Consider the following 26,145-nt stretch of genomic DNA (forward strand, 5'->3'; position numbering starts at 1 on the left):
CATGAAGACCATCCATCATCCCGTGGTGTACTTCTATCGAAAGAGGCATTCTCATGCGATCACCATTTTGAGTTAATTTCCCTAACGCCATTTTGGGAATGCTGTCTGGATGCTTGGTGTCTCTTGCGTGCGTCATGCTGGTGAAATCAACCCAGGGCAGTACTGTCATATGAATAGTATCTTGACGTATTTCTTTACCAATAAATTGCTCCACAATAAACGACGAGTTTTTTATTCTTATTTCGGTTTCAGTCGCACTTTGGGTAAATTTTTTAAAAATAGACGCATAGGGGAGATCGCAAAATCTTACCGTATCGTCATTGGCGAGCAAGGCGACGCTGACACTCATGGGGGAATATATGCGCACTTCATCTTCAACAATGCGATATGCCATCGGCTCAAATTGGTTAAGAGCCTGTTGAGTTAGGTAAAGGTAAGCATGGAAAAAACGATGCCCGTGCTGCTTACAATAATGATATAGCTCAGTAACATCGATATTTGAACAGATGTTATACCAAGGGTGAGTGAAATTTTGGTAGAACTTGAAATGTTCTGAGCGTAACCATTGGCTTGTATCCTGTACTTTATATGTCATTGAATTTCATTTAAATCTATATCTATGATGATTGTGATGATGATATTGTTTATCGAAAAAATTGGAAACAAAAAATTCCATTTGTAGGAACTGAGGTCAAATAGCGAAAATCATTGGTGTCGAACCATACCAACGCAAGCATCAAAGGATGATTTCAGGAGAAAAATGTTTCCATTTGAATTCATTCTTAGTCATTGGGCGCTCAGAGAGTTAGGTAAAAGTAGGATTTTGAGCTGAAGCTGAATTTTTTGCAACATATCCCGGAATAGCGACCTAGAGGCCATCAGCAGGTGAAGTCTGAAGCTGCTGATGGCAATGCTGTTTTAGGTTGCTGTGACGTTGTCACAATGTGACTGTTCGGCAATAAATTGTCGCAATAAACTTTCACATTGTTTTTGGTTCATGTAACCCGGTACCGGATAGGTACCATGGGCCTCTGCTAATGCACGTTTGGCAATCAACGGAATATCGCAGATCTGTAGTTCAGGGAAATGGGTTGGAATATTCAGCTGTTGATTTAGCTCAATAACAGCATCAATAAACTCTTTACCATCAATTAGGCCGATAACTGCTGCCAGCTCATTCATGCATTTCACGCAATATGGTTGTAAGAAATGCAATATATCAGGGAGCAGAACCGCGTTCGCCAGCCCATGTGGAATGTGGTACATCCCCCCTAGTTGGTGTGCGATCGCATGGACATAGCCAACGAATGCGCGGGTAAACGCACAACCGGCCTCATAGGAGGCGATAGACATTTGTTCGCGCGCCTCTACATCTTGGCCATTTTCATAAGCTTTCGGCAGGTAGGTGAAAATTTTCTCAATCGCCTGCTTGGCATAGTTGTCGCTCAGCGGGGTGTTGTATGTGCCGATATAGGCTTCTATGGCGTGGGTTAGGGCATCCATTCCGGTTGCCGCTGTCATATTTTTCGGTAGGCTTGTCATCAGTTTTGGATCAATAATGGCGAAGTCAGGTAATAGCACGGGATCTATGACAGCGAACTTTTTACCTGCGGCTGGATCGGAAATGACGGCGGCAACGGTGGCTTCCGAGCCAGTACCTGCTGTGGTAGGGATAGCTAAAAATGGTGGAAGTTTTCTTCTGATTTTTAGTTTTCCGGCCATGGATCTTACCGGTCGGTCTCTGACAACTTTAGCTCCGATGACTTTGGCACAGTCGATAGGGGAGCCGCCTCCGAGGGCGATAAGGGCGTCACAATTATATTTTTTATAGAAATCAGCACCGTTTAGTACCGTGGCGATGGTCGGATCGGGCGTAACCTGGTTGAAAATGGCATAGTCGATGTTTTTGGCCTGCAGCGAGTCACAAAGGGGGGCTGTCATCCCCATTGAGCTAACTCTACCTGTCACTATCATGACTTTCTTGGCCCCGGCTGACAACATTAATTCGCCAGCCTTCGATATACTGTTTATGCCTGTTTCCACATGCGGAAAAGGGATAGTGATTAATTTATTTAGCTGCTTGTTGACACCAATGACTGTTTTGTACAAAAACATATTAAAATCCTTTTAAACAGATGTTTAAATTATAGGGGCAACGGGTGTAGCAGTATTAGACTTGATTCATATTTCTGAGCATTGGCTGGAGCTAATGATGTTCCTCTGAAAGCAGGTGTTTACGGTTTTCTCGCAAGCTGGAACAGTAAGTTATGATCTCGTCGCCACTCACTACTGTGTGTACACCAGACCTGCTGCGGTGGGTTTAAACCGTCGAAGGTTCAGTTCTCGTACTCATTAGTTTTACATATATGGAATCCACGTATTTACAAAGTGATTTAGCAGTTAAAGTTAAGATGCGTACGTATATTTGGCTTCTTGTTGAAGGGGCTACCTTCTAGCCTTTGATGTTTGCGCACCTACTGTCCTCATCGTGTTATCAGCTTCTAAAGCATGACAGAATGGCCAGGTTTTCAGTAGGTTGGTCTTACCTTTTATGCATCATCATTTCGTGAGATTTTAAATTATTATCGCGTTACGCGGTAAGTAATACGGGTTGATGACCCGTACTTCATGTCCGAATTTTTCGGCTAATTGCCCCCAATAATGACAGCCACAGCAACCTTCCATAGCGACAATAGAAGGCTTAGTCTTGACGAGAAATTCTTTCATTTTCTGTCGACTTAAAGGCCTATTGGAAAGCAGTTCTCCATGAACACTGATATGACAGGCTTGAAGAACATTCTTAGCTAGGTCGATAGCGATAACGTTATTAGTCAACATATTGGAATCCTCGATTTTAATCTTTCTCTGCTAAGTCTAGATTGGCAGAGGAGGAGTGGATTCCATACATCATGCTAGGGATACAGCTAGCCAGTTAATCGCAGCATTTTTCTTATTGAAGCTAGGATCCGGCTCCATTCAATTCGCACCCTGTTAATAAACGAAACGCTTGCGGATGAACGGCTAGGGATGCCAATTCGCCGATTTCAACTTACTGAATAATTTTCAGTCCATTCGGGTAATAAAGGTTTGCTCGTCATCCACAAAAGCAACAAAGCCGCCGTAATAGATAAACACCCGACCACGCCCCTCAACTAGGCAGGCAAGCTGTGGGTTCAAATCTTCTTCGTTATCCTGGCTTTGAAAAGTGCCGGTATCGGTGATTACGCCGCTGAGTGTAGGCAAATATCCATAAGTGCGCTTGGCTTGATCAATCAGGTTCAATTCGCTGGCGGTAGAGAAGCAAAAGGGGATCGCACCGGCTTCTTCGATAAATATAGTTTTCAGTTCTTCAAAAGCTGTAATCACCAGCCAGTCGATGCCGTTAACATGATGGATAAACATAGAGTTTCTCGTTAATTCTGATGCGGAGATTTTATCACTATCAGGGGCAGAACGTAGTAGAGATTTAGTTGCTAAAGGCGGTAATTCTGTGCCATTTCCGGACATTAACTAGGCCACACATTAACTAGGCCAACTTGAAACACGTTTTTGCCCCATTGTGCGTTAACGTAATTACTCATTCACAGGCTGTTAATATTGTTTTGTGATACTAAATGTCATGAGAAGGGTATTGTAACGACTCAATAATCGAAAAAGACCGCCAATGGCAGTCTTTGATTTAATGTGTTGTTGTAGATCGCTTTACGGGTGTTATGGTATATCACCCATAAAGTGCTTATCGTATTTTTTATTAGTAGCTATAGATACAGTCACATCTAATGCCAAGCAAAGCTCATAATCAAAATAGCCTGCAACTCGACTCAATTGATTTATATATCTATATTCATCTAATATTTTTAATCCAGAAAGAGCGCCAGCAATGCCAATCCAGCCAGCAATTGCATCCGGTTTTGCATTTAGTAATTGAGCATGGTTCTTGGCATTACCAGACCTATATATTTTTAGGATGGCATCAGAAATCGTTGTACCTAATTCAGGGTCGCTTTCTTTCAACTTTTTTAACATCAAAACTACGGATTCATTCAAATCCGCTTCAACCCTATTAATATCGGACTGTTTTCTATTGTATCGGTCTGTTTGTTCTTGGTTTTTAACTTGTCTAAAAATTACATAGAGCGTTAAAAAACCCACTATTGGCGTATAAATACCACCTAATGCCGAGCCCATTTCTGCCCAATATTCATGTGTATTCCAAGTCCCAACACCAAACGTACATGCATACATAATTATTGGTGAAAGCATAATCATGCCTGCAATAAGGTAACCCAGCACAGACCTTCTCATAACCAAACCTCTTTAATAACGTCAACCCTTTACATTAAAGGCCGCCATTGGCGACCTTTCTTTGAATTCGTTGTTACAGCAAATCTATTTTTTATCTTTAGGCGGACATGGGTCATTACCATAGCTGTTTCCAGCTCTTATTTTTCCATCTTGACCATGTATTTTGGTATCTGTCCCTTTGTTTCTGGCGATTTGTTCTGCAATAGTAATAGCTTCTTTCTGAGTGCTCGTTACTTTTGTTGCTTTACTGTTTCCAGCGCCTTTAACAGCCCACCCATCAGGATGTGGAACTACATGTTGATCTTTTCTTGGAGCCATAAATAACCACCCTTTAAATTCAACAAAACTCATACTGTATATTTGGTCAGCAACGTTTGATTTCAAGGTGCGCTAAGTGCCGATTATTGTAAATCAGCGAGTTAGCTCACAATATTCATCACGTTGAGACACATGAGCCTGTAACGTTGCTTTTTGCCACTTAGAACAACTCATTTTGCTTTAGATTGAGCTGTAAATTTATGACAGGTTCAGTGAGGTTTACTTGGATCAAGCAAGCCTTAATCATTTCAGGCAAATAATGTAATGAACTCAGTTTTTCTATACATTAAGTTATCTGACGATACTTGATTAGACGATAATTTCTAGCTCACTTTTGTCCAACTGCGAGTCAGCTTATTTTCTGCTGACATTGTGATCACCAAGCAATTTTGCCGTATTCTGTATATGGAATCTACGTATTAGCAAAGTGGCGAATTAATTCAAGTGTAAGATGCGTACGTATACTCGGCTTCTTGTTGAGGGAGCTAGCCTTTAGCCTTTGATGTTTGCGCACCAGCTGTCCTCAACGAGTTATCAGCTTCATATAGCATTACAGAACGCCTAGGTTTTTAGTTGGTTGGTCTTACCTTTATATGCATCATTTAGTATCAATTTGGATAGCAAATTGGCTATGGCGAGAGTAGACCCTGTCGGTGTTCTTGATTTAAAAAAGAGGATCAAAATAGCTAAAGAAAAGCACCGAGAAGCTGTACAATACTCGAGTTGCGAGATCGCAGCATGGGATACTCATTCAAAGAAAACCTTAAAGTAGCCACATATGTCTAAAGATTTTGGTTTCACCACAGAATACACCCTCGACAAGACCTTTTTTGCAGAGTGTTATGATCAAACTAGCCGTCCTGCTAAATTTCCAAAAGCCTATTTAAAAGGAATACTTTTTCTTCTTTTTGGTGTGGTTTTATTAATATTTGAGCTATTACCCAGCGGTTACGTTGGTTGGTTCTTTATTGTTTTGAGTATTATTGAGGCGTTAAGTGTTTATTTTAAGAGAACCTGGTGGTTATGGCGACAAACACTCAGCAGGAACTCTGGCAGCAGAGTGGTATTTCAGGTTGACTCTAACGGTGTGAGTTATAAAAGCGGTAAAAACACCCGTAGCATCGCCTGGAGTGAAATCGACCAACTTAAACAAAGCGATTTAGGGTTTATCCTTCATATGGGTAAACAGCGCCAGTATGTCAGTAAATCTTGCTTAAATGATGAAGTGATCGCGTTCATTGTAGAGCAGCACGCAGTATCAAAAATGAACTAACGTCAATGCGCGCAAAATAGAGGTAATAAAACGAATACGGTCAGGTCTTTCATTTTGCTTTTGATAAGAGCGGTTTAGTTTCTAGCTAGGGGTGAAGTGGCTGAGTAAAATTTGCCATGACTTTGTAGGCGATTGGAAGGTTTTTACAGTAGCTGAGGTTATCCGAGTTCACTCTGTAATATGAAGTTCGCAACAAGGTTTTGTCCAGAGACGTGTCAGCGACAACCTGTCTGACACGTTCTTGCCCCAAAGTTTTTTACGAAGAAAAGTATTCAGCTAATAAACTAAGCGTCATTTGGTATTTTTTTACTACCGACTTAGTGTCTATGAAGTCGATAGTTATTGGTTTTCACTTATCGGCTCACCTTTAGCTCATGGTCCTAATCACTCAATAGTTTCAAAGTGGAACTTGTATTCACGTACACCGTCTATCTGAACACCTTTCTCTCTCAACTCAAGGTACTGCTGAATCTTAACTGTTCTGAAATCCATAGCCTTCAGCGCAAGGATTATCCGTAGTTCATCCATTGAACGTGACTTAGCTTCAGAACTACAAGTACCGCAGACAACATAAGCCTTTTGTTTAAAACCAAGCTTATTAAGCCAGTTCAGCTCTTTTGGTTCTTTACGTTTGCCACAAAAGTAGCAGCGATTCTCTTGCTTCAATGCTGCCTGTTCCCTTAAAGCTTTAGGGCTTGGTGATTTGATTGGTGGGGTAGTGTTAGTCTTCTTACTACCACTGAACATAGAGAACTGAACTATATTAGACATTTGGATTGCTCTTACTAATCAAGGTATACAGCATATAACTGAACATTATTGTCATGTGCCTTTATATCCTATTTCTTGTGCATTCAATTAGTCAAATTATCATTTTACGCACTGTACTGGTTAAGGGGCTTAGCCTCTGTTCGACGTGAGTACTACAAGACACTTATCTAAGCGAGTTTTGCCATACTTCAATTAATTCATGTTCTGCTAAATTAGCAAAACATCTGACCCATTTCTGTTCATCGGCGTGTTATGCCGAAGAGAAGTTGCACGCGTTTGTCGAAGAGTATGTCATTTCTTCAATCCTACCTTAGTACTTTTCAAAAAATCGCCTTCTTTCTGTTCTTGAAATAGAACAGCGCGCTGATTGAAATGAACAACAACGTAAAGTAATAGAAAAACGAAGAAAGTGAGGCCAAGAAATCGAGGTTTTGTTCTATTTCTTGTGCGGTATAGCCCTGAGACACCAATTTATAGTAGTAGGCATACAAAATACCGATCAAGCCGTATCCGAGGTTAAACATCAGGCCTTTAAAGCTTAGAACGGTTGCTCTGTTGTGTGATTTGGTCTTTTTATTAAGATGATAACTAATGAAAATGTTCATTGTCATGATTATAAAGATTAACATCAGTGCAGGTATTACCCCGTAGATGGACCACCCCAAACTAATCCAATAATAAGTTGCCATGGTTGCTAAGCCCATGACAGCTATGAATATCTTTGGATCCATGCTTTCCGCTAATCTTCTGCTTTGTCCCGCCAGTATGATTTTAAGTACGCTGATCCCCGCTCCAATAAAACCGAAATAGATAATAGGAATATCAATGGCAAGATAGTATTGGCTGTTCATGGTTAGGAACATCCGCGAGGTGTGTTCGAATAGGCTGTAGTAGAGCAATATGAAGAGTACATAAGGCGTAGAAAATACCCACTTACCAGTGTCGGCCGTTAATTTAAGGCTTGCTATGGTTGTGGCCAATTTGGTTTGATTACTTGGCAGTATTTTTTTCTCTTCCTTCATGTTTATCGCCGCATAAATGGCGATCATCGCGACAAATAGAGTGGCAAAAACGGGAATGCGCATTAAATCTTTGGTGCTCTCTGGCTCCGCTAATCCGAGAGTCTGAAAAATGTTAGCCATGAAGTTAACATCGTACATGGCAGCACCGATTAGAGTGACAAAGATACCGACACTTGAGGCGACGCGAAGTTGGATTTGTAAGACTCGCGGCCACATTTCTTCTTTGCCTTGCTCTTTTAAGGTGTCGTAAGCTAATGCTTCATCGGCACCACTTGCCAACGCCATTGCTAAGCCACTTAATATTCGGTTGACTAAAAAAACAATGAATACCAGGTTGGGGTTTCCAGTAGGCACAACGGCGATCATTGCGATTTCAACAAACATGACAATTGAAGATAACACCACAAGCTTTTTGCGCCCTAAGGTATCGGCAAATGCACCTGATGGGACTTCGGCAAGAACAATAGTTACAGCCCAAACCACGTTAAGCATGGCAAATTGAGAGAGGGTTAAGCCGTAATCTAAATAGAGCAGGGTGAATACAGGGTAATAAAAACGCGCAAAGTAGCTGCTTCTAAACATTAAGAAGTAGCGAACATTACGGATTTGAAGGATTTCTTTAAACGTCATGAATTTTCTGCACTCTGGATAACACATTATTATGTATATACCCTTTAGTTTTTGAAATCATGGCATTATTGCAAAAACCGACAAAATTCTGATTTAGCGAACCTATTAGCTCGGTATGTCCAGCAACGTGTCAGCGTGATCTCGACTGACACACTTCGATAAGCCTCTTTACTTAAGTTGTAAGTAAAGAGGGAGGGGGAATATAAGCTTCATACCTTTTGCATCAAAAATTAAAAATTCCGCCTTTCTCCGTCCAGTTTTTCGAAAAACTAATGGTAATTAGCACTCCTCTCTCGTACCAAATAACAATCGGTTTTTTCAAGTTTTTGTTTTAAATGGATTTATTTGACGTGAAATTGACTGTGTAGCCATTTAGACGTCTTTCCGCGCTTCCAATCACTTTTCCGCTCTTATGCCTTCCTAGCCACTTAAACGGCATTTACATAACTTTACGAATGCAAAGAATGTAAATTAAATGCAAATACTAACAATTATCACTTATATTCCACCTCGAATTTAGCAGTGGTCGCCGGTAACGGCAGTAATGGGTCATTCGTTTAGTTTCTCAATAAATATAACGAACTTAAGTTCACTAAGAGAAATTGAATACCTCATTGAAATATTTGGAGATAACGGAATATGTTTTTTAAAAGTCACCTGACTTTATTGATTGGCGCAATCTTAGCTGCGCCAGTCGTTCAAGCACAAAACGAAGTTCAAAACACAGCCTCAGAAACAGATGAACACATGGTTGTTACAGGCCGAGATTATGGCTTTAAAGTTGATACCAACTCGACAGCCATGCGAGTAGAAGCAACACAACTAGAAACTCCGGGACAAGTTACTGTTATCGATGAGCAGCTTATCGATGAACAACGTGCAAGCACATTAGGTGACGTACTGAAGAATGATTCCAGTATTTCAGCTGGCGGTGTAAGCCGAAACCGCGAGAGCTTTTCGTTACGTGGTTTCTCTCTAGACAGCGGCAGCGGCTTCTTACGAGATGGTAAGCAGCATTGGTCTCATTATCGCCAGCCAATTGAATTATTAGAACGTGTTGAAGTATTAAAAGGCCCTGCTGGTTTGCTTTACGGTAAATCTGCACCAGGCGGCCTTGTGAACATGGTGTCTAAAAAACCGACCTACGAAACGCAAGTACGCATAAGCCAAGATATTGGTTCAAATAATGAATCTCGTACCATTGCTGATGTGAGCGGTTCATTAAATGATGCACAAACATTACGTGCACGTGCCGTTGTTTCTAAGCAAAGTTATGACTCATGGCGTTCATACAGCGATGGCAGTACGCCTTCGACTGAACGTTTTGTTGGTGGTCTATTTGTTGATTACGATGTTAACGACGATGTGACTGTGTCTTTCCATTACGACAAAACGAATGACAACGGCAGTGTTGATTCTGGTGCTTACATTGTTGATGGTAAGCCTGTACTTGGCCGTGATTTCATTTGGGATGCACAATGGTCAAACATTGAAAACGACGTAGAAAACGTTGGCTTCGATGTGGCAGCAACACTATCAAGTGTGTGGAACATCAAAGGTGGTTACAACCATCAAGACTTTGAACGTCGTGATACCGAGAGCTTCTCTGATCCTAGTAGTTACGACTCAGCTGCTGGTACTTATTCTTACCGAGGTTACGACCGTTGGGATAACTGGCAGTTTGATACCGCATATGTCGATTTAGTCGGTGAGTTTGATGCATTGGGTGTGAGCCATCAAATGTTGGTGGGTGCAAACTGGTTGGGTTATTACTACTCGACGCAAAGCCAATCTATTAAAGGTCAAACAGCGACAGTAGGGCAACCATTAGAGAAGCCTTCTGGTCTTGATTACCGTAATGGTACAAAAGGCGATGCGACCGAGCGTGATTCGTACGGTATCTACGTACAAGATATGATTACGTTCAACGACCAATGGCAAGTACTTGCTGGTTTACGTTTCGACCGTGAAGAAAATGATACAGATACGTACAACAATGTTTTACCTAAAGCCGGTGTGATTTATCATCCTGCCTCGAACGGCTCGATTTATGTTACGTACTCTGAAAGCTTTGAACCAAAAGATCCAATTGATAACGACCAAGATATCAATAACGGTAAAGCGCTAGATCCTGTTAAAGGCCGTTTATACGAGTTAGGTTCTAAGTGGGAATTAATGGACAACCAGCTGTTCGTATCGGGCGCTGTGTTTGAAATTACTCAAGAAAACAAAGTGATTTCTCAAGATATTAATGGGAATCCTGACTTCGAAAGTGAAACAACGCAGGCGGGTAAACAAGTTCACCGTGGTGCTGAATTAAGCACTATGGGTTATGTAACAGAGGCCTTCTCGTTAAGCGGTTCAATGACTTATCTAGATGCTGAAATCCAAGACGAATTTGATGCTTCTATCGATGGTAACCGTCCTGCTGATGTTCCTGAGTTCTCTGCTAACGTGTGGACGCGTTACTCGTTTGAAAATAACACAGACGTAAACCTAGGTGCTATCTACGTGGGTGAGCGCTTTGGTGATGAGAAGAACACATACAAAAAAGATGCTTACACACGTTTCGATGCAGGTGTTGCACATACCGTTAAGTATGATGAGAATCTAGACATTATTGCTCGATTCAATGTTGAAAACATATTCGACAAAGAATACCTAGCGGGTGGCAGTCAGACAAAGACCGTGCTTGGCGAAGGTCGTAACTACATGGCAACGCTTCAGTTCCGTTACTAGTTAAATGACATAAGGGGAAAGTTAACGCTTTCCCCTTTTTCCGTTTTTTCTTTTTTTCTTTTTAATACTCACTCTACTTAGAGTGCTTTTTTATTTTTACTACTTACTTTTACTCTAGATACAATTATTGATGAACGCTATGAACATAATGAAACCTACTTTGGCATTATTAGCACTCAGCATTACTGCGGGTGTTCATGCTAATAACCTTGATGCTGCTCGTGCAATTGAAAACAAAACGAACTTAACCTCTTCTTATAGCCAGCAAAAAGTTGATCGTAGTGCTGAAGCTGCACTCACGATGAAAGCTGAAATAGAGCAGTTACAGGAAGAGGTCAAAAATCTGGCTGTTTATCGTGATCATTTAGCGCGTTTGGTTGATAACCAAAACCAAGAAACGGCAAGTTTAAATCAGCAAATCCACGGTATAAAAGAAACACGTCAGGGTGTTGTACCGCTGATGTATAACATGATCGAAGGGTTAAAGACGATTGTAGCCCAAGATAAACCCATTAAACATCAGCAACGTTTAGCTCGTATCGCCAAGTTAGAATTGATGATGGGTAAAGCTGATATTAGTGATGCTGAAAAATACCGCCGTATTTTAGAAGCGTATCAAATCGAGATGGATTACGGCACGAAGTTGGGTGTGTATCAAGGCCAAATTGCTTTGTCGGATCAGCAAAACATTGAAGCTGATTTACTTCACCTTGGTCGAATTTCATTGGTTGCACGTAGCCTTGATGGAACGCATTACTGGGCATGGAATGAACAGCAACGCCAGTGGCAGGGTTTAAGTAATCGTGATTCCTCTTCAATAGATAAAGCCTTCGCAATCGCAACTAAACAAACAGTACCAAGCCTTATTACGTTACCTGTTTCTGTAAAGCTTGCCGTTTCAACTAACGCAGAGAGTAAGTAACGATGAAAATGAAAACGTTAGTTGCCGCATTATGTTTATTCAGTTTGCCTTTTACGGCATCTGCTACCTCAGCATTAGTGGATGCAACGCAAGAAGCCCAACGCATTCAAGGTGTGCATAATGTGCAACGTGAATCGGGTTTTAAGCAAACAGAACACTCTATTCGCGCCCAGCGTGATGCTTTGATTAAACAGCGCGTGCAGCTACAAACTGAAACCGACCAACTAAGCCAAACATTCAGTAAGAATGAAAATAACCTAGCGACGCTAGAAGAACAATTGCGTTTAGAAACGGGCAGTTTAGGCGAGTTGTTTGGTGTTGTTCGACAAGCTGCTAAAGATTTAAATCAAGAGCTTGAGACATCGGTAACTATGGTGGATCGTGCTAAATATGCGCCGGTTGTTGATCAAATCGTCGATGCTAAAGCACTGCCATCGATGGTTCAGCTTAACGGTTTATGGTTAGGCATGGTTGAACAAATTGAGGCAAGCGCACAGTTGGCATCCGTTTCTGTACCTTTCATTAATGCTGAAGGTCATCAAGCTAACATCAATGCCTATCGTCTAGGTAGCATGGGTCTAATCGGTGAACAGGGTTATTTAGCATGGAATGGTGATCGTATTGTCGCTAAACCGTATTTGAAGCAACCTGCAAATGGTCCGGTTTTCTCGGGTTTAGCATCGATGTCGCAAGTGGGCATTATGTCTGTAGTGGTCGATCCTTCACGTGGTGTCATGCTTGAACAGTTAGCGAATGCGCCTGAATTGAAAGATCGCCTAGAACACGGTGGTGTTGTGGGCAAAGTGATTTTAGGGCTTCTAGCGATTGGTGCCATTATCACCTTATTCCGTGGGTCGAAACTCTTCATTGTTCGCCAGAAAATAAAAGCGCAGCTAAAAAGACCCAATGAACCGGGTAATAACCCATTAGGTCGCGTATTAAAAGTGTATAGCCTTGGCGTAAACCAAGCTGACTTAAATATAAAAGAACAGCCACGCAGCGTCGAAGCATTGGAATTACGCCTTCTTGAAGCCATAGTTGATGAACAACAAGAGCTCGAGAAAGGGCTGTCTATGTTGAAGTTATTGGCGGCATTGGCACCAATGTTAGGTTTGTTAGGTACAGTTACCGGCATGATTGAAACATTCCAAGTTATTACTCAATTTGGTAATGGCGATCCGAAAGTGATGGCGGGTGGTATTTCAACTGCATTGGTTACAACGGTTCTTGGCCTTATCTCTGCTATGCCATTGCTACTTGCACACAATATTCTGAGCACTCAGGCTGATGCTGTTCGTAATATCCTTGAAAAACAGGGTATTAGTTTAGTTGCAGAGCAAGCTGAAAAAGTAGGAAGCGCAGCGTAATGGAATCAAGTCTTTTTGAAGCGTGGTGGTTTTCGCTGTCACACTTCATGGTTCAAGGCGGCCCCATATTATTATGGTTAGCAGCCATTGTTGTACTGTGCTGGTTGTTAGTCGTCGAGCGAGTCATATTCTTATATTGCTATTATCCTAAACAGAAAAGAGTGTGGCTAGAAAAATGGCAGCAGCGTGACGATCAAACCTCTTGGTATGCTCATGCTATTCGTAGTGGTTGGTTGAATGAAGCCCATACCGCGCTGAATCAAAATTTGAACTTGATAAAAGTGCTGGTGGCAATCTGTCCGATGCTTGGTTTGTTAGGCACGGTAACAGGTATGATTTCAGTCTTTGATGTAATGGCAACACAGGGCAGCAGCCAACCGCGTTTAATGGCATCAGGTATTTCATTAGCTACCTTGCCAACAATGGCGGGAATGGTAGCTGCGTTAGCGGGGATGTTTGTTCATGCTCGTTTGGCAAAAGCCTGTTATTGGCGTGAATTGAAGTTAGAAAAATTATTAAGGAGTCAGCAATGAGATTAAGCCGCCCATCTTCAGCCCGTGAAGAAGCACAAATTGATATGACTTCAATGCTCGATATTGTTTTCATCATGCTTATATTCTTTATTGTCACCAGTTCATTTGTGCGTGAATCTGGCGTAGAAGTGAACCGCCCACAAGCCAGTAATGTGGTAAGCCAGAAAGATGCGGGTATTTTTGTTGCAGTTACATCAGCGAATGACATTTTTATTGATAAACGTGTAGTTGATGCTGAACGCGTACAAGCGGTATTAGAGCATTTGTTACTTGAACAGCCTGATGCCTCTTTGGTAATTCAAGCTGATGAACATGCGTATAACGGTACTGTGGTTAAAGTGATGGATGCGGCAAAAGGGGCGGGTGTGAAGAATATCGCACTGGCTGCGGAGAAGCGTTAATGGCTTCGGTATCTCAAACTGCGATATTTCAAACATCGGTATTTCGCTTAGTGTTAGCGTTGCCTATTTCGATATTTGTCGCGTTAGGTTTGTTTACGTTTATGGCATGGATGGTCGATAACGGCCACCAAGGTTCACCAGAACAAAGCCAGAACCTCGCGTTTGATATGGTGATGGTCGAACAAGAACAAGATGCGCAGCGCCGTAAGCGAACAGTGCCAGAAAAGCCTGACACTGCAGAACCGCCACCTGAAGCCGTACCTAAAAGTTCACAATCTGCAACTTCAACCCCTGTGCCATCAATGCCGAATTTAGGATTAGATACCGCGATTACGGGGTTATCCATTAATTTACCGACCTTTTCTGACTTTGGTGCAAATCAACAAGCGATGCCTTTATACCGTGTTGAGCCACGTTACCCTGCACGGGCAATGAAGCAAAAAGCAGAAGGTTATGTTGTTTTGTCGTTTACGATTGATCCACAAGGGCGTCCGATATCGATTGATGTACTTGATGCTAAACCGCGAAGGTTGTTTGAAAAAGAAGCTGTCCGAGCTCTGCGTAAATGGAAATATCAACCAAAAGTCGTTGATGGTAAATCAATTGCACAAGTCGGTCAGACGGTCAGATTGGAGTTTAAGATAAGCCAATGATCAAGATGAACAAAGTCGTTATTGCCCTCACCTTAATGCTGTGTATGCCGGTTAATGCCAGTGCCGAAGAGTTGTCTCAATTTACAGCTGGCAAGGTACAACGTGCTCATAATTTACAGCAAGAAGAAAAGCTGAATGAAGCCATCGCTGTATTGGCTGATTTAAACCCGAGCCGATCTTATGACAAAGCGTTTGTTAATCGAATGCTGGGTATTTTCTATTGGCAGAAAGGTAATACAAACAAAGCCATTCAGAATCTTACATTGGCCGTCAACAGTAACCTATTAGCCGATGAGCAAGCATGGGTAACTCAACGCATGCTTGCCGATATTTTGTTATCAGAAGAACAGTTTAAAACCGCTTTACCACATTATTACGCGCTCACTCATGCGATACCTGAAACTCAAAAAGCGGATGAATTGTGGCTTCGTATTGCGCAAACACATTATCAAATTGAGCAATGGCCTAAAGTACTAACTGTATTGAAACGTTACGATGCATTGAGTGAAAAGGCGGCAATACAGCCACTGACTATCAAGCTTGGGGCTCAGTTACAGCTCAAACAGTGGAAAGAGTCGATTCCTACCTTGAATGGGTTGATTTTACTCGAGCCCAATAAAACCGTTTGGTGGCAGCAGTTAGCGGGAATTCAACTGCGTATTGGGCGCTCTAACGATGCATTAGATACATTGGCTTTAGCGAAACATCAAGGCGTGGCGTTACGTCAGCAAGATTTGAAAACATTGGCTCAGCTTTATGCCCAACGAGGCATTCCAGAACGTGCTGCACAGATCATCAATGAACTAGAAAATGCACACAGTGATGTCAAATTACTGTCTGATCAAGCAATGTATTGGCAGGTAGCAAAGGAGTGGGATAAGGCGATAGCGGTGTGGTCGAAAGCAGCACAGCTAAACGCTAAATACCGTTGGGAACTCGCGCAGTTACTGTTGCAAGAAGGGCATTATCATAAAGCCTTAACTGAATTAGAGCAGGTTAAACGTAAAGATAAACAAGTAGATGTTGAATTGGCCAAAGTACGGGCTTATTACAAATTAGAGAACTTTGATAAGGCGATTATTCATGCGAAACAAGCGAATAATATTACCCCGTCTTCGGCATCGAAAAGTTGGGTTAAGTACCTAAGTCAGATCCGTAACATGCAAAGCTAAAGCGTTAACGCGACGCTTGGGTAAGATGAAAAAACGGCAGCCTTAGGGTTGCCGTTTTTGTTTGAAGGTTAAGCTATTTGATTACTTTTTTTATTCGTTATTAGTCGGTAGATAACGCCGCTAATGGCAATAAGCATAAGAGAGAAAGTGACAACGACAAACCCTTTCGATAATGTCTCTTGGTAGTCACTAAAGATAGGGCTAAGCATAATCCACTTACCTGTAAGCAATAGAACTAAACACCAAATAAAAGAACTACTGGCACTAATGATGGCTGTTCGCCAAACGCTTAATTTTGCAATGCCCATTAACATTGGGGTTAAGACTCTGACGAAAGGAAGGAAGCGAGATATAAAGAGCGACAAAAAACCATAACGACTGAGTAAGCGCCTTGCTTTGGGGAGTGAGTTATCGGGAAGAATACGTTCTAAATAGGAAATGAAAGGGGTTTTGTGCAATATTCGCCCTTGTAAATAAGCACAAAAACTTCCGGTAGAAGCGGCGATACACAGTATGGTTGCGGTAGAGTAAAAGTCGAGAATTCCCAGCCCAATCATTCCTCCGGCAAAAAGCATAAGGCTGTCCCCTGGCAGTGGCAAGAAAACAAAACTTGATTCGAGGAACAATACTAAAGCGAGCAGTAATACAAACCATTTCAAAGAACTTACTTGCTGCAGTGTTTCAAAGTCATGATGCCAAATGGCCAATAAAATTTCCTGCATGTACAAATCCACCCTCTGTTATTAAGTTAATGGCTGGCTCAGTGTCTGTTAAGAGAAATTGAGCCAACTGAATGTGTTTAAGAACGATGCTTTTACTCAAAGATCAAAATGATGTAGGCGACAAACAAGATAAGGTGCGTGACGCCATTTAAGGAGTTGGTTCGACCGCTACTAAAGCTAATACTGGACATAAGTAATGTGGCGCAGAGCAGCACCATCTCTGCTGGCTCTAAACCTAGGTGCAGGGGCTCAGCAATAATACTCGAGATCAGAAGTACCGCTGGTACCGTTAGTGCAATGGTTGCGAGCACTGAACCAAAGTAAAGGTTCATTGCGCGCTGCAGCTGATTGTTCAGTGCGGCCTTTAGCGCCCCGACGGCCTCAGGTGCCAATATAAGTAGCGCGACAACAAGTCCTCCTAAAGCTTGCGGAGCCTTAAATTCATTAATGGTACTGTCGATCGGAATTGCCAAGCTTTTCGCTAATAGAATCACAATCAGCAAGTAGCCTATCAGTAGGGATACGTGGAAGAAGGTACTGCCGAGTGGCCCGTGGTGGTCGTGATCATCAAGGTTTTCTTCATCAAGGAAGAAATGGGTATGGCTTCTTGTTTGAATAAAAAGAAATACGCCATACAGTACTATTGAAGCTAAGACTAATGTCCATGTCATTGCGGAAGACATTGAACCGACGTTGTCTGATGAAGTGAAGTTGGGCAGAACAAGACATAACAAAGAAAGCGGAACGATCGCGACGAGATAAGATTTAAGCCCCTCTACATTGTATTTTTGGGTGTGGTATCTCAGACCGCCAATAAGAAGGGTTATCCCAACTAATCCGTTTAGAACTGTCATGACAACAGCAAGCATGGTGTCTCTTGCCAAAACGGGGTTCGATTCTCCAGTTAGCATAACAGAAGAAATCATCACTACTTCTAGGGATATGACGGATAGCGTAAGAATGAGTGTTCCATACGGGTCACCCAATTTTATTGCTAGCGCATCTGAATGTCTGACCACCGCAAAAATTGCTGTAATCACCACGAAGAAGAGGGCGATGGTGGCAAATATTCCCTGTAGCGAGGCAATATTCGTCTTTAGAACGTGGTCACCCCCGAGCTTAAAAATAGCCACAGAAATAAAACCTAAAATTAGTACAAATTCACCTTTTAAGAACGTTGTCATTGGCGTGCCTCTTCTTTAGCGAAGGCTGTTTTGTTGCAGTACCATAAGGTGAGAAAGGCTCTTAATGTCATTTCGGTGGCATTGTGTTTTAGCACTGCTTTAGCACTGCGCATTGCCATTTAGCGTCGTGACTGATGAGGTGGTGCTCTGTTAATTTCTTCACTTGAACTGTCTCTCTAATAAAGAATGAGTAGTTATGGCGTGCGATCCTAACGTCTAGAAGGCAAGCTTCAGACGTAATAGAAAAATGACGCAATAAGTTTCATGTCCTGATAATGGGGCGTAGAGAGTTAGGACAAACGTGAGTGATTGTGGGCGTAGAGTACGTTCCCTTCCTTCCAACCTGCTAAACGGGAAGAGGGATAAAAGGCATGGCTTGTCCAGTGATTGATTGCATCTGGAACAGAGATCGCCTTAACCGCTAATTGAAGTAGTGGAGGGGGCAAAAATGCGACAAGCAGGTGATATTCGGGCTTAACACCAAGGGTTGCGCGATGGTCGTGGCTAATTACGCGCCTTAACGCATTTAGAATAAAGGCATTGTTGCCATCATTAGAAATAGAACGTTCGTCTTCCTGAGTGATGATATTACTTTGTGCGTAATGGCAAGGTTGATCGTCGGACTTAAGAATGAACATTTGTTGCTGTTGCGATAAGTCTAATACTCGATTGCCGGATGTTGGATACTCCTGCGCTATCACCATGTAGGAACATAGCGACACAGTAAGCGCAAATAGGAACGTAAAGCAACGACTCAACAAGTATTGGTAACCTTTATCTGTAAATACCAAGGCAGTATAAACACTCGTCCTATTATAGAAAATACTGCAACAGGGCTTATGTGTTACAGGATATTGCATTGATAGGTCATGGATAGGCAGGACACAATTGGCTAGGGGGTCATTAAGGCGGAAAACCGCTATTGATGAATCAAGATGTTAGGGCAGGAAAAACAGAAGCGCGGAAAAAAATTTAAGCCAATAACGCGGAAACTTGGCAAAAAAACATAGAAGAGCGGAATTCTAAATTATTACGTCGAAAAGAACACTTTAGCGATTATGTTAGTATTAATATAGCCTGTTTTATTAAAATATCAATAAGAGAATAATGGTCATTAATCAATTGGTTAAATTGATTAATATACTAAAAGGATCTGAAACTGGAGATGTGCGAAAAAAGCAGTCAATTGACTGCTTTTTTTATAGAAGGGCTTGTACTTCGATGCTTTTGTATGTGTTAAATAATTCTTGATTTTGTTTATCTGGCAAGTACCTAGTTAGCTTGCCTTGATCGACCAAATTATTTAGTTCAGTTTGTGTTACACCAAGTATCAATTTAACTGTCTTGGGTGACACTTGGATATCCTTACTCTTGAATGTGTTGATTGCCCAAGGGAGCAACTCATTTTTGTTCCAGCAAAGTGAATCTAACCCATTTTCTTTATCAAGAACGTAGTTTTGAATAGATGGTGATGCAACTAGTTCTCCCAGGGAGACACTGTAACGTTCAAAAAATTCTGATTGTCTTAACTCATCAAGGCTGACTGATGCTGTATTTTCTGGTACAACTGGTTGTTGTTCAACGAGTTCAGCGAAATTTCTGATATCAAGGAGTACGCCAAGGATTTTTTTTGACCGTTTGACCGGTTCAATAAGACCTTCGTCAATAAAAGAAGCAAGTTCGGCACAGCTTGTACCTAAGATCTTATTGGCGGCCCAGAGATCAGCGATGTATTTTGTAACATCGTCATCAAATAATTGGTCTTTCGGCTTCAATACTGTTTTAACTTTGTTAGGAATTGCGGCCTCTGATTTCCACTGAAGGTACGATGTAGATATCCTTGGGTCGTTTTCATGCTCAATGTCAGGATACTCGAATTCATATGCCGGGTAGCGAGCAACATGTGGGCCCAAGGTTATTGCTTGGTTTCGATGTTGTTCAACTTCCTCTGCATAATAATCTCTTGCAGCTGGAGAATGAGTAAGCTCATGAGAAGCCGTAAGTATTTGGATTAACTTAGAATTATTTATTTGCTCAAGGGCCTCACTCTTACCTGGCAAGATATCAAAAGGTCGTAGTAACCGTCCTGCACAATCAAGTAGCTGTTTGGATGCTTGCTGTAGCTCCCGGCCTCTAAGATCAATTAATCCATCAAGATACTGAGGTAAGATTGAATCTTTAGCGCTGCCGTCAAGAATGGCAGAAGCACAGTAGTTACATTGCCCCCGCTCTATAGCATCAAAGTTTAATGGAGCATCGCAGCATGTACAGGTATCAATCAGCGGAATTCCATGTACCTGGCAGTGCGTTTTGACGGTAATTAACCATTCAAACTTTTGAATCGATTTTTGTTCAAGACAAAGAGGGCAACAACGTGCCATATTTCTTATTTGCGGTGTAAATTTATATTGCTCACCTTGTTGGCCGAAGTGCTCTTTTGTGTGCAACATATCTGAATGATTAAGTAGGTCAAAACATTTAACGGCTGACTTCCAGGAGCCAGTACGTTGAAGGTTAGAGCTAGTTCCACCTGGAATTCTTGTTACTCTAAGTAGGTCTTTAGTATCAGCACAACAATTTTCTATCGCTAGTCTAGCGAGATATCCTTGTACAGATTCTCCTTCAACAGGAGATAATGAGAAAGGTAATTTATAGTTATTCATTGTTAAACCGTCTGTTCTAGCCATGCAGTAACTCTTGGTAATGTTACAGAGTAAGGGTTGAAGCTAAGGCTTTCAGATGGTTGGAATTCGAGATCCATTGCTTTTGCAATATCAGATTGTGTTATCTTTTTTCCATCTTTATTGCAGCGAATCGCTGATTCAATTAACGCGTGATAAAGACCAGGTAATCCGTCACAAGCTACATATGTGCGGCATAAGAAATCGTGACCAAATTTAGTGATCTTTAGTGGACAGTTTCCATTGTATTCAGCTACAAAATCAGAAAACTGTGTATCAGTGGCTGTTGGTTTATTTAAGCGAAGAAGACGAGCGGTTCCTAAAAATCTACGTCGCAGTTGAGCGTCAGTCTGGACAATGATTTCAGCTTCATGTTTACCGACCAAGATAAATGTACATCGTGTCTGTTTCATTAGTGTCTTGTAAAAGTCACAGACTACTGACTCAACACGATTTTTGTACTTCTCTGTAAAATGATGGATTTCATCATTAATAATAATGCGGTAGCCCTTCTTCTTAATCAGCTCAATGATACGCTTAGTACGTTTGGATTCCGTATCAGTTTTAATATCCATAATGTGAGCATCCATCGCAGCGAAGTATTCACTTTGCAGTGCTTTAAGTGTTGCAGGAGAAGGGGTATCGAGTAAAAGTACCGATTCTTCTGAAATCTCTGGATGTTCATGTTCAACAATGGTCGTATCAATAACGGTTTCAATTAATGATGTCTTCCCTGAACCTGGGCAGCCAACAAGCATCAGGCTTCTTGGGGTTCCGCCATCAACGGTGCTGTTAATACAAGCTTCGATTTTATCTATAGCAACATCAACATGTGGATGAACGATGTAAGTCTCTTGTAGTTTTTTTAGTGTATTCATAGGATAACTTGGTTCCAAAAGGTGTGAGAAATGAGTTCATTAAAGAAGACTTTATGGTTTAGTTCTTCGTTTAAGCGCCCGCATGGTAGTTTTGGGTGTAGACTTAGTTTCATTCCCTTCCGTCTCTTCAATCTCTTCGCCTGAGGCTGAGAGGGGGATCTGTTCATCATCAAAACTTTCGTGGCTGCTACGAACTACTTGATTTAAGTAACTAGGTGTCAGTTCCTCTGCTTTTATGGTTGATGTGTCTTGTTTTCTCGTTTTCTTTGGATTCTCTGATCGCACACTTTTAGCTTTGTCATATGAATCACTCATAATTGAGTATTCTGTTTCACAGCTTTCAGTCGATCTTTCTGGCTTTTTAAATTGAAGCATCGCTTTTAGCTCTTCTAGTGACGTTCCTTGCTCAATAGGTGGACGAACCGCTTCAACTTTAATTAGATATTTTTCTTTAGGGTGCACTACATGGATGGCACTTACGTCCATTGGGTCAACGTAATATTCAAGTGTGATTGTTCGGCCTACACCAACTAACTCGCTTAATTCATCATTCCGGTAATAAACTCCATGTTTACAAATTCCTTTACGATAATCAGCTCGCCCGTCGTTTAATTCATCCGCTAAAGCAAAACGAGAATCAAAGTCATCAGGTATGAATGTTCCAACTCTCTCATATGATTCTTGCCATAGTTCAAGAGGGGACTTGGTATCTCCAAGCTGTCTTTCATTTACATATACATCAACAAGCCAATTCACTAGCTCCTCTCGATATTCCTCTACGGTAAGAGTTGCTCGAGTCAGCTTATCATCACAATCCTTTCTAATGTCTCCATAATGACCTGGTAGTAAAGGCTCAAATTGAACTTTGATCTGATTGACTAAGTTTTCTATGTATGGCTTTCGATATGGCGCTGCAACTTCAGTAGTCTTATAGGTGATACTTAGGGCATCTACAATGCAATGTATTAAGTGTTCTTTAGAAAAAGCTGAGCCAGCATCAACAACGAGTGTACTCATTAGTCCAGTAAGTTCGAGTAATGTCCCTGTTCTGGTTGAAAATAACGGTTCGGTTATTGCCTGCTTGAGGGCAGCCTTGAAACAGTCTGCTGATTCTCCTCTTTCTTCTAATGTGAACACCGCAAGCGGTGCTTTGCTGTATGCATCAATGGCAATACAAAAGTAAATACGGCTGATTACTTCTTTACCATCCTTTGAGCGGAACAACACTTTTGGGCTAAAGAAATCAAATTCAACAAGGCTTAAAATTTCATCAATATCAAATTTTTTATTGTATTTTCTTAAGAACTGTTTTAGTGCAACACTACCTTTCGTTTTGAGAATGACTTCCGTTTGAGGAAGCTTGTCAAGCTGTCGTTTCAACCATGACTTGCTTGGAATATTATTTCTTGCAAGTGTCAATTCTGCTGAGCAGAAGCCAATAAAGGTTCGATAAAATGAGTTAAAGGTCTTCTTGTCTCTAATCAAGTAGTACTTTCGAATAAACCATTCCGCCTGCTCTTCTAACTGGACTGAATAGCGTGGCACTTTACAGCCCTTTAGATGATGCCTGGGGAGAAAGGCGTCAATCACCATCCCATATTTTCTTGCTTTAACCTTGTTGCTGTAAAAACAAGTCTTACCTATAGGAGGGAGTGCCAGTTTCTTTGCCGCGGCTTGAAGCATCTCGTTTGTGACGTTCTTCTTTCCCTTAAAGATGTCTAGGTATTTCATCATCGTCGTTGCACGTTCACGCCCTTTAATGTTTCCAAGAGGGGCTCTTGTCATTTGTTCGAAAGATGAAGCCATAGTTAGGTTGAGGCTTCGTATAGCATGGTCTGTTTTCTGAATAGTGAGGATAAGAGGCTCCTCACTTTGATCGTTGTGTGTAAATATCAAGTGCTGGCCTTTGGCCAATTCAAGGTTGTAGTTTTTCTTGTTGTACTTAACTGTATCACCTGGCTTTAAGTCCGTTACTTTAAGCATACATTTTTTCCTGGTATTTTCGATTCAGGCTGTGATATGTACTTTGTGCGTAGATTTCTTTGTCTGATACGACCACGAACTGCAAACCAGCAGATGCGAAAACTCGTCGTAACACCTCAAATTTTTTCTTTAGTCCTTCAATCTGTTCAAACGGTTTAACTTCAATAACAAGCCAAATACCATTCTTTCGCTTTACGAGTAGATCTGGGGTGTATTTCCGTTTTTTTCCATTGAATAGGTAACTGATAGTAAAAGGCTGGGTCATATATGAAATCGTGTTTTTATCAAATTCTTGCCTAATACACTCGCCAACTTCTGCTTCACTCTCACAGCGTAAGACAGTCTTTGCTTTTAGACTTTTTATTCGGTAGATGTTGCTGACTTTTGAATGTCTTGGAATGGTACGCATATCTTTATCCTCAATTAGTGGTGATCGAATGATAGATAGAAATTACAATCTTGCAAGCTGACGTTTTCGCCGTAAATAACTGATTATGTTAGTGTTGACATAATTAATGGGACTTAATGACTTATTCGTCAATAGTGAGAAAATAAAAAATATTATAATAAAAATCCATGAGTTATTGCTTTTGGTATAAATCTTGCTAGTTAAATAGTGAACAGGTGTGGGAGCGAAAAAAGGGATGATCTTCCCTGAAAAAGTAATTTATCAATAAATCAAGAAGTGACGGTTAGTTCACACTTTTCTTATCTGTTAGTTGAAAATTGCATAGGAAAATAAACTGACGGGACAACTTGAAGAGGCAATTTTGTTTGAAAAATGCCATGTTTGCACGGGGAGTGACGGTAAAACGATGCCCTTAAAAAGAGTGTTTTTCTCATTATTGAGATGATTTTAGAGATTGGATTCGGGCCTAATGGCTCGCAATACGACATTTATGATACGTCTGATGAGTCTGAATTTTGTTGCCACTCTTTATCTAGAGTTGATAGAGAGTGGCAAATTATGAGTCATCTTTCGGTTTATTGTACTTGGAGTGATATCGCTTTTTGATGAACATGTAGCCCATCATTTTGTCTATGGTGTCTATACAGAAGGAAGGTAACGAGCGCATCAACGGTTATACCCACGCCAAACATTATCGCAATTGAGTTGAGATTGGGGATAAACCAGTTGTTTTTGAAAAGTATGAATGCGCCACCATAGTAGAAAATGTTGACGATGAGTGATTGATACAACATTAGGTCAGTTCTTCCAATTCCGTAGAAATAGCTATCAATCACATTGTTAAAGGCAAAGATAATATAGAAGCCAAGCATCAATATCGTTAGGTTGAAAATCTTTTCATATTCCTTAATCCCCATAAAGTGCTGAAGAAAGTCCTTCCATAGAGGTATGGTTATTAGCCACAGTAAGACAAAAATACTGGTCATACTGAAATATGCCTTTATACGCTCCGAGGAGAGTCCTTTTGAGCAAGCGGCATCCTGTCTTATGAGTTGCCCTAAGGCGAGTACTGGCAACAATAACCAGCCCCAAATGAATTGATTCGCTACCCAGAAGACGCCAGATTGTTTTACCTCATTAACAAGCTGTAAAATCATGACTATAAAAGCGACATTGCGAACAAAAGATTCTAATCCTGACTTGAGTCCGATCTGGAACCATTCTTTAACCCAATCAAATTGAGCGTGTAATAGTTTATTAAGTGAAAATCCATAGCGTACAAGCCAATAAACAGATAGGCATAATAAGATACTGTTGACCAGAATGTTTGTGTAGGCCACACCGTTGACACCAAGTTGCATTGAGAAAGGTAATTGGCTGACAAACATGCTATCAAACAACACTGTGAACAGGGTTCTAACAACAAGTAAGGTGTACATAACTCGGTGCTTATTTTTTAAAACTAAAACGAGACAGCAAAATGCATAGGTGGAGGAAATAAGTATCGCGAGTGACTCGAGTCTGATGTAAATGACCGTTTTCTGGTAAAGCTCGACTGTTTGTTTCATACCACTGGTCAGTTCGCCAGTGAATACCATTACCCCTGCGGTGACCACGACATAGAAGATGAGGAAGATCAGTAATGAGATTGTAATGCGCTCAGCGAATTTTTTCTTGTCGCTAATTACCGCTCCAAGGATATATGCGAGTGGTAGTAGCAGCGCTTCACTCAATACTTCGTAAGTAACGTTAAGCCATGCCACTTGAGCGGCAATACTGAATGCCCATGGTTCGGGGAGATTCCCCAGAAAATAAATCCGTGCAGTTGAATACAGAGTAGGAATGAAGCTAGATATCAGCAGTACAGAAAATAATCTGTAATTTAGTTTTGATATTGATGAAAACACAATGGCCTCTGTGAATATAAAGAAGTACTGTCGTGTGAGCACATTCTACAACCTGTGAATAGAGTCAGGTAATGGTGAGTTTCTTTATTTCGAGTTTATTGAAAATAACACCTTAGATAAGATCGAAGCTGAGTATACTCCTAGTCGTTTACCGTAAGCGTCTGGGCAACGACACCTAGCTATGCTTAATATTCCATGGCAGCAACGCGTCAATATTATTCGGTTTTTCAGCAATCTGCTGCAAGCAGGTTGCGATATAATCATGAACAAGAAGA

The 26,145-nt window shown here is 41.2% G+C and carries 23 protein-coding genes and 1 pseudogene; 8 read left to right on the forward strand and 16 right to left on the reverse strand.

Annotated features, from left to right (window positions below; genetic code table 11):
* The 6 genes and pseudogenes from C9J12_RS27595 to C9J12_RS27620 form a co-directional block, all read right to left on the reverse strand.
* On the reverse strand, window positions 1–595 hold a 595-nt coding region (locus C9J12_RS27595), incomplete at its 3' end, for a CatA-like O-acetyltransferase (protein WP_107246152.1).
* Window positions 596–918: 323 nt separating this feature from the next.
* A complete protein-coding gene (locus C9J12_RS27600; protein ID WP_107246154.1) occupies window positions 919–2,115 on the reverse strand; it encodes an iron-containing alcohol dehydrogenase in 1,197 nt (398 codons plus the stop codon).
* A 492-nt stretch (window positions 2,116–2,607) separates the two neighbouring features.
* Window positions 2,608–2,838, reverse strand: a pseudogene (locus tag C9J12_RS27605) (IS110 family transposase); the annotation flags it as partial.
* A 225-nt stretch (window positions 2,839–3,063) separates the two neighbouring features.
* A complete protein-coding gene (locus C9J12_RS27610) occupies window positions 3,064–3,402 on the reverse strand; it encodes a hypothetical protein (RefSeq protein ID WP_036802973.1) in 339 nt (112 codons plus the stop codon).
* 309 nt (window positions 3,403–3,711) lie between these two features.
* Window positions 3,712–4,305, reverse strand: a complete 594-nt coding sequence (locus tag C9J12_RS27615; protein ID WP_146150123.1) for a hypothetical protein — start codon at window positions 4,303–4,305, stop codon at window positions 3,712–3,714.
* A gap of 84 nt (window positions 4,306–4,389) precedes the next feature.
* Window positions 4,390–4,656, reverse strand: coding sequence for a DUF2188 domain-containing protein (locus tag C9J12_RS27620; RefSeq protein WP_456107142.1), 267 nt, complete (start codon window positions 4,654–4,656; stop codon window positions 4,390–4,392).
* Between the two features lie 745 nt (window positions 4,657–5,401).
* Between C9J12_RS27620 and C9J12_RS27625 the strand changes: the two genes are divergently transcribed.
* On the forward strand, window positions 5,402–5,896 hold the full coding sequence (locus tag C9J12_RS27625; RefSeq protein ID WP_107246161.1) for a YcxB family protein: 495 nt from the start codon (window positions 5,402–5,404) through the stop codon (window positions 5,894–5,896).
* Window positions 5,897–6,280: 384 nt separating this feature from the next.
* Here C9J12_RS27625 and C9J12_RS27630 read toward each other — a convergent pair whose 3' ends face one another.
* Both C9J12_RS27630 and C9J12_RS27635 read right to left on the reverse strand, forming a co-directional pair.
* Window positions 6,281–6,667 carry a hypothetical protein gene (locus C9J12_RS27630; protein ID WP_107246164.1) on the reverse strand — a complete coding sequence of 129 codons (387 nt, stop codon included), beginning with the start codon at window positions 6,665–6,667 and terminating at the stop codon, window positions 6,281–6,283.
* 320 nt (window positions 6,668–6,987) lie between these two features.
* On the reverse strand, window positions 6,988–8,319 hold the full coding sequence (locus tag C9J12_RS27635; protein WP_107246166.1) for an MFS transporter: 1,332 nt from the start codon (window positions 8,317–8,319) through the stop codon (window positions 6,988–6,990).
* A gap of 639 nt (window positions 8,320–8,958) precedes the next feature.
* Here C9J12_RS27635 and C9J12_RS27640 point away from each other — a divergent pair.
* The 7 genes from C9J12_RS27640 to C9J12_RS27670 all read left to right on the forward strand — a co-directional run bounded on the left by C9J12_RS27640 (window position 8,959) and on the right by C9J12_RS27670 (window position 16,106).
* Entirely contained in the window at window positions 8,959–11,058 is a 2,100-nt protein-coding gene (locus C9J12_RS27640) for a TonB-dependent siderophore receptor (protein WP_107246168.1), read from the forward strand.
* A 139-nt stretch (window positions 11,059–11,197) separates the two neighbouring features.
* On the forward strand, window positions 11,198–11,980 hold the full coding sequence (locus C9J12_RS27645) for a DUF3450 domain-containing protein (RefSeq protein WP_107246170.1): 783 nt from the start codon (window positions 11,198–11,200) through the stop codon (window positions 11,978–11,980).
* Between the two features lie 2 nt (window positions 11,981–11,982).
* Window positions 11,983–13,347, forward strand: a complete 1,365-nt coding sequence (locus tag C9J12_RS27650; RefSeq protein WP_107246172.1) for a MotA/TolQ/ExbB proton channel family protein — start codon at window positions 11,983–11,985, stop codon at window positions 13,345–13,347.
* Entirely contained in the window at window positions 13,347–13,880 is a 534-nt protein-coding gene (locus C9J12_RS27655) for a MotA/TolQ/ExbB proton channel family protein (protein WP_107246175.1), read from the forward strand. Before C9J12_RS27650 ends, C9J12_RS27655 begins: the two co-directional genes overlap by 1 nt.
* Window positions 13,877–14,281, forward strand: coding sequence for an ExbD/TolR family protein (locus C9J12_RS27660; RefSeq protein WP_107246177.1), 405 nt, complete (start codon window positions 13,877–13,879; stop codon window positions 14,279–14,281). The genes C9J12_RS27655 and C9J12_RS27660 overlap by 4 nt, the downstream gene beginning before the upstream one ends.
* Complete coding sequence (locus tag C9J12_RS27665) at window positions 14,281–14,934, forward strand: energy transducer TonB (RefSeq protein WP_107246179.1); 654 nt, start codon at window positions 14,281–14,283, stop codon at window positions 14,932–14,934. The genes C9J12_RS27660 and C9J12_RS27665 overlap by 1 nt, the downstream gene beginning before the upstream one ends.
* Entirely contained in the window at window positions 14,931–16,106 is a 1,176-nt protein-coding gene (locus C9J12_RS27670; protein ID WP_407675708.1) for a tetratricopeptide repeat protein, read from the forward strand. Before C9J12_RS27665 ends, C9J12_RS27670 begins: the two co-directional genes overlap by 4 nt.
* A gap of 68 nt (window positions 16,107–16,174) precedes the next feature.
* On the opposite strand, the gene C9J12_RS27675 is transcribed toward C9J12_RS27670, so the two are convergent.
* The 8 genes from C9J12_RS27675 to C9J12_RS27710 form a co-directional block, all read right to left on the reverse strand.
* Window positions 16,175–16,828 carry a DedA family protein gene (locus C9J12_RS27675; RefSeq protein ID WP_107246181.1) on the reverse strand — a complete coding sequence of 218 codons (654 nt, stop codon included), beginning with the start codon at window positions 16,826–16,828 and terminating at the stop codon, window positions 16,175–16,177.
* Between the two features lie 92 nt (window positions 16,829–16,920).
* The gene (locus tag C9J12_RS27680; protein ID WP_107246184.1) at window positions 16,921–18,012 is read right to left on the reverse strand and encodes a calcium:proton antiporter; all 1,092 of its coding nucleotides are present in this window, start codon (window positions 18,010–18,012) and stop codon (window positions 16,921–16,923) included.
* Between the two features lie 290 nt (window positions 18,013–18,302).
* Window positions 18,303–18,716, reverse strand: coding sequence for a hypothetical protein (locus C9J12_RS27685; RefSeq protein WP_107246186.1), 414 nt, complete (start codon window positions 18,714–18,716; stop codon window positions 18,303–18,305).
* A 495-nt stretch (window positions 18,717–19,211) separates the two neighbouring features.
* Window positions 19,212–20,699 carry a TniQ family protein gene (locus tag C9J12_RS27690; RefSeq protein ID WP_107246188.1) on the reverse strand — a complete coding sequence of 496 codons (1,488 nt, stop codon included), beginning with the start codon at window positions 20,697–20,699 and terminating at the stop codon, window positions 19,212–19,214.
* Window positions 20,678–21,571 (reverse strand): TniB family NTP-binding protein, encoded by an 894-nt coding sequence (locus tag C9J12_RS27695; protein WP_107246191.1) that lies wholly within the window; start codon window positions 21,569–21,571, stop codon window positions 20,678–20,680. The genes C9J12_RS27690 and C9J12_RS27695 overlap by 22 nt, the downstream gene beginning before the upstream one ends.
* Window positions 21,572–21,622: 51 nt before the next feature.
* Window positions 21,623–23,554: a hypothetical protein gene (locus C9J12_RS27700; protein WP_107246193.1), complete on the reverse strand. Its 1,932-nt coding sequence runs from the start codon at window positions 23,552–23,554 to the stop codon at window positions 21,623–21,625.
* Window positions 23,547–23,963 carry a TnsA endonuclease N-terminal domain-containing protein gene (locus C9J12_RS27705; RefSeq protein ID WP_107246195.1) on the reverse strand — a complete coding sequence of 139 codons (417 nt, stop codon included), beginning with the start codon at window positions 23,961–23,963 and terminating at the stop codon, window positions 23,547–23,549. The genes C9J12_RS27700 and C9J12_RS27705 overlap by 8 nt, the downstream gene beginning before the upstream one ends.
* A gap of 575 nt (window positions 23,964–24,538) precedes the next feature.
* Complete coding sequence (locus C9J12_RS27710) at window positions 24,539–25,873, reverse strand: MATE family Na+-driven efflux transporter (RefSeq protein WP_107246200.1); 1,335 nt, start codon at window positions 25,871–25,873, stop codon at window positions 24,539–24,541.
* Between the last annotated feature and the right edge of the window lie 272 nt (window positions 25,874–26,145).

This window comes from Photobacterium frigidiphilum (assembly GCF_003025615.1).
Taxonomy (GTDB): Bacteria; Pseudomonadota; Gammaproteobacteria; order Enterobacterales; family Vibrionaceae; genus Photobacterium; species Photobacterium frigidiphilum.

Bases quoted from the DNA above. Each gene is read 5' to 3' on its own strand.
- C9J12_RS27600 (WP_107246154.1), bottom strand. From the start codon at position 2,115: ATGTTTTTGTACAAAACAGTCATTGGTGTCAACAAGCAGCTAAATAAA.
- C9J12_RS27610 (WP_036802973.1), bottom strand. From the start codon at position 3,402: ATGTTTATCCATCATGTTAACGGCATCGACTGGCTGGTGATTACAGCT.
- C9J12_RS27615 (WP_146150123.1), bottom strand. From the start codon at position 4,305: ATGAGAAGGTCTGTGCTGGGTTACCTTATTGCAGGCATGATTATGCTT.
- C9J12_RS27620 (WP_456107142.1), bottom strand. From the start codon at position 4,656: ATGAGTTTTGTTGAATTTAAAGGGTGGTTATTTATGGCTCCAAGAAAA.
- C9J12_RS27625 (WP_107246161.1), top strand. From the start codon at position 5,402: ATGTCTAAAGATTTTGGTTTCACCACAGAATACACCCTCGACAAGACC.
- C9J12_RS27630 (WP_107246164.1), bottom strand. From the start codon at position 6,667: ATGTCTAATATAGTTCAGTTCTCTATGTTCAGTGGTAGTAAGAAGACT.
- C9J12_RS27635 (WP_107246166.1), bottom strand. From the start codon at position 8,319: ATGACGTTTAAAGAAATCCTTCAAATCCGTAATGTTCGCTACTTCTTA.
- C9J12_RS27640 (WP_107246168.1), top strand. From the start codon at position 8,959: ATGTTTTTTAAAAGTCACCTGACTTTATTGATTGGCGCAATCTTAGCT.
- C9J12_RS27645 (WP_107246170.1), top strand. From the start codon at position 11,198: ATGAACATAATGAAACCTACTTTGGCATTATTAGCACTCAGCATTACT.
- C9J12_RS27650 (WP_107246172.1), top strand. From the start codon at position 11,983: ATGAAAATGAAAACGTTAGTTGCCGCATTATGTTTATTCAGTTTGCCT.
- C9J12_RS27655 (WP_107246175.1), top strand. From the start codon at position 13,347: ATGGAATCAAGTCTTTTTGAAGCGTGGTGGTTTTCGCTGTCACACTTC.
- C9J12_RS27660 (WP_107246177.1), top strand. From the start codon at position 13,877: ATGAGATTAAGCCGCCCATCTTCAGCCCGTGAAGAAGCACAAATTGAT.
- C9J12_RS27665 (WP_107246179.1), top strand. From the start codon at position 14,281: ATGGCTTCGGTATCTCAAACTGCGATATTTCAAACATCGGTATTTCGC.
- C9J12_RS27670 (WP_407675708.1), top strand. From the start codon at position 14,931: ATGATCAAGATGAACAAAGTCGTTATTGCCCTCACCTTAATGCTGTGT.
- C9J12_RS27675 (WP_107246181.1), bottom strand. From the start codon at position 16,828: ATGCAGGAAATTTTATTGGCCATTTGGCATCATGACTTTGAAACACTG.
- C9J12_RS27680 (WP_107246184.1), bottom strand. From the start codon at position 18,012: ATGACAACGTTCTTAAAAGGTGAATTTGTACTAATTTTAGGTTTTATT.
- C9J12_RS27685 (WP_107246186.1), bottom strand. From the start codon at position 18,716: ATGGTGATAGCGCAGGAGTATCCAACATCCGGCAATCGAGTATTAGAC.
- C9J12_RS27690 (WP_107246188.1), bottom strand. From the start codon at position 20,699: ATGGCTAGAACAGACGGTTTAACAATGAATAACTATAAATTACCTTTC.
- C9J12_RS27695 (WP_107246191.1), bottom strand. From the start codon at position 21,571: ATGAATACACTAAAAAAACTACAAGAGACTTACATCGTTCATCCACAT.
- C9J12_RS27700 (WP_107246193.1), bottom strand. From the start codon at position 23,554: ATGCTTAAAGTAACGGACTTAAAGCCAGGTGATACAGTTAAGTACAAC.
- C9J12_RS27705 (WP_107246195.1), bottom strand. From the start codon at position 23,963: ATGCGTACCATTCCAAGACATTCAAAAGTCAGCAACATCTACCGAATA.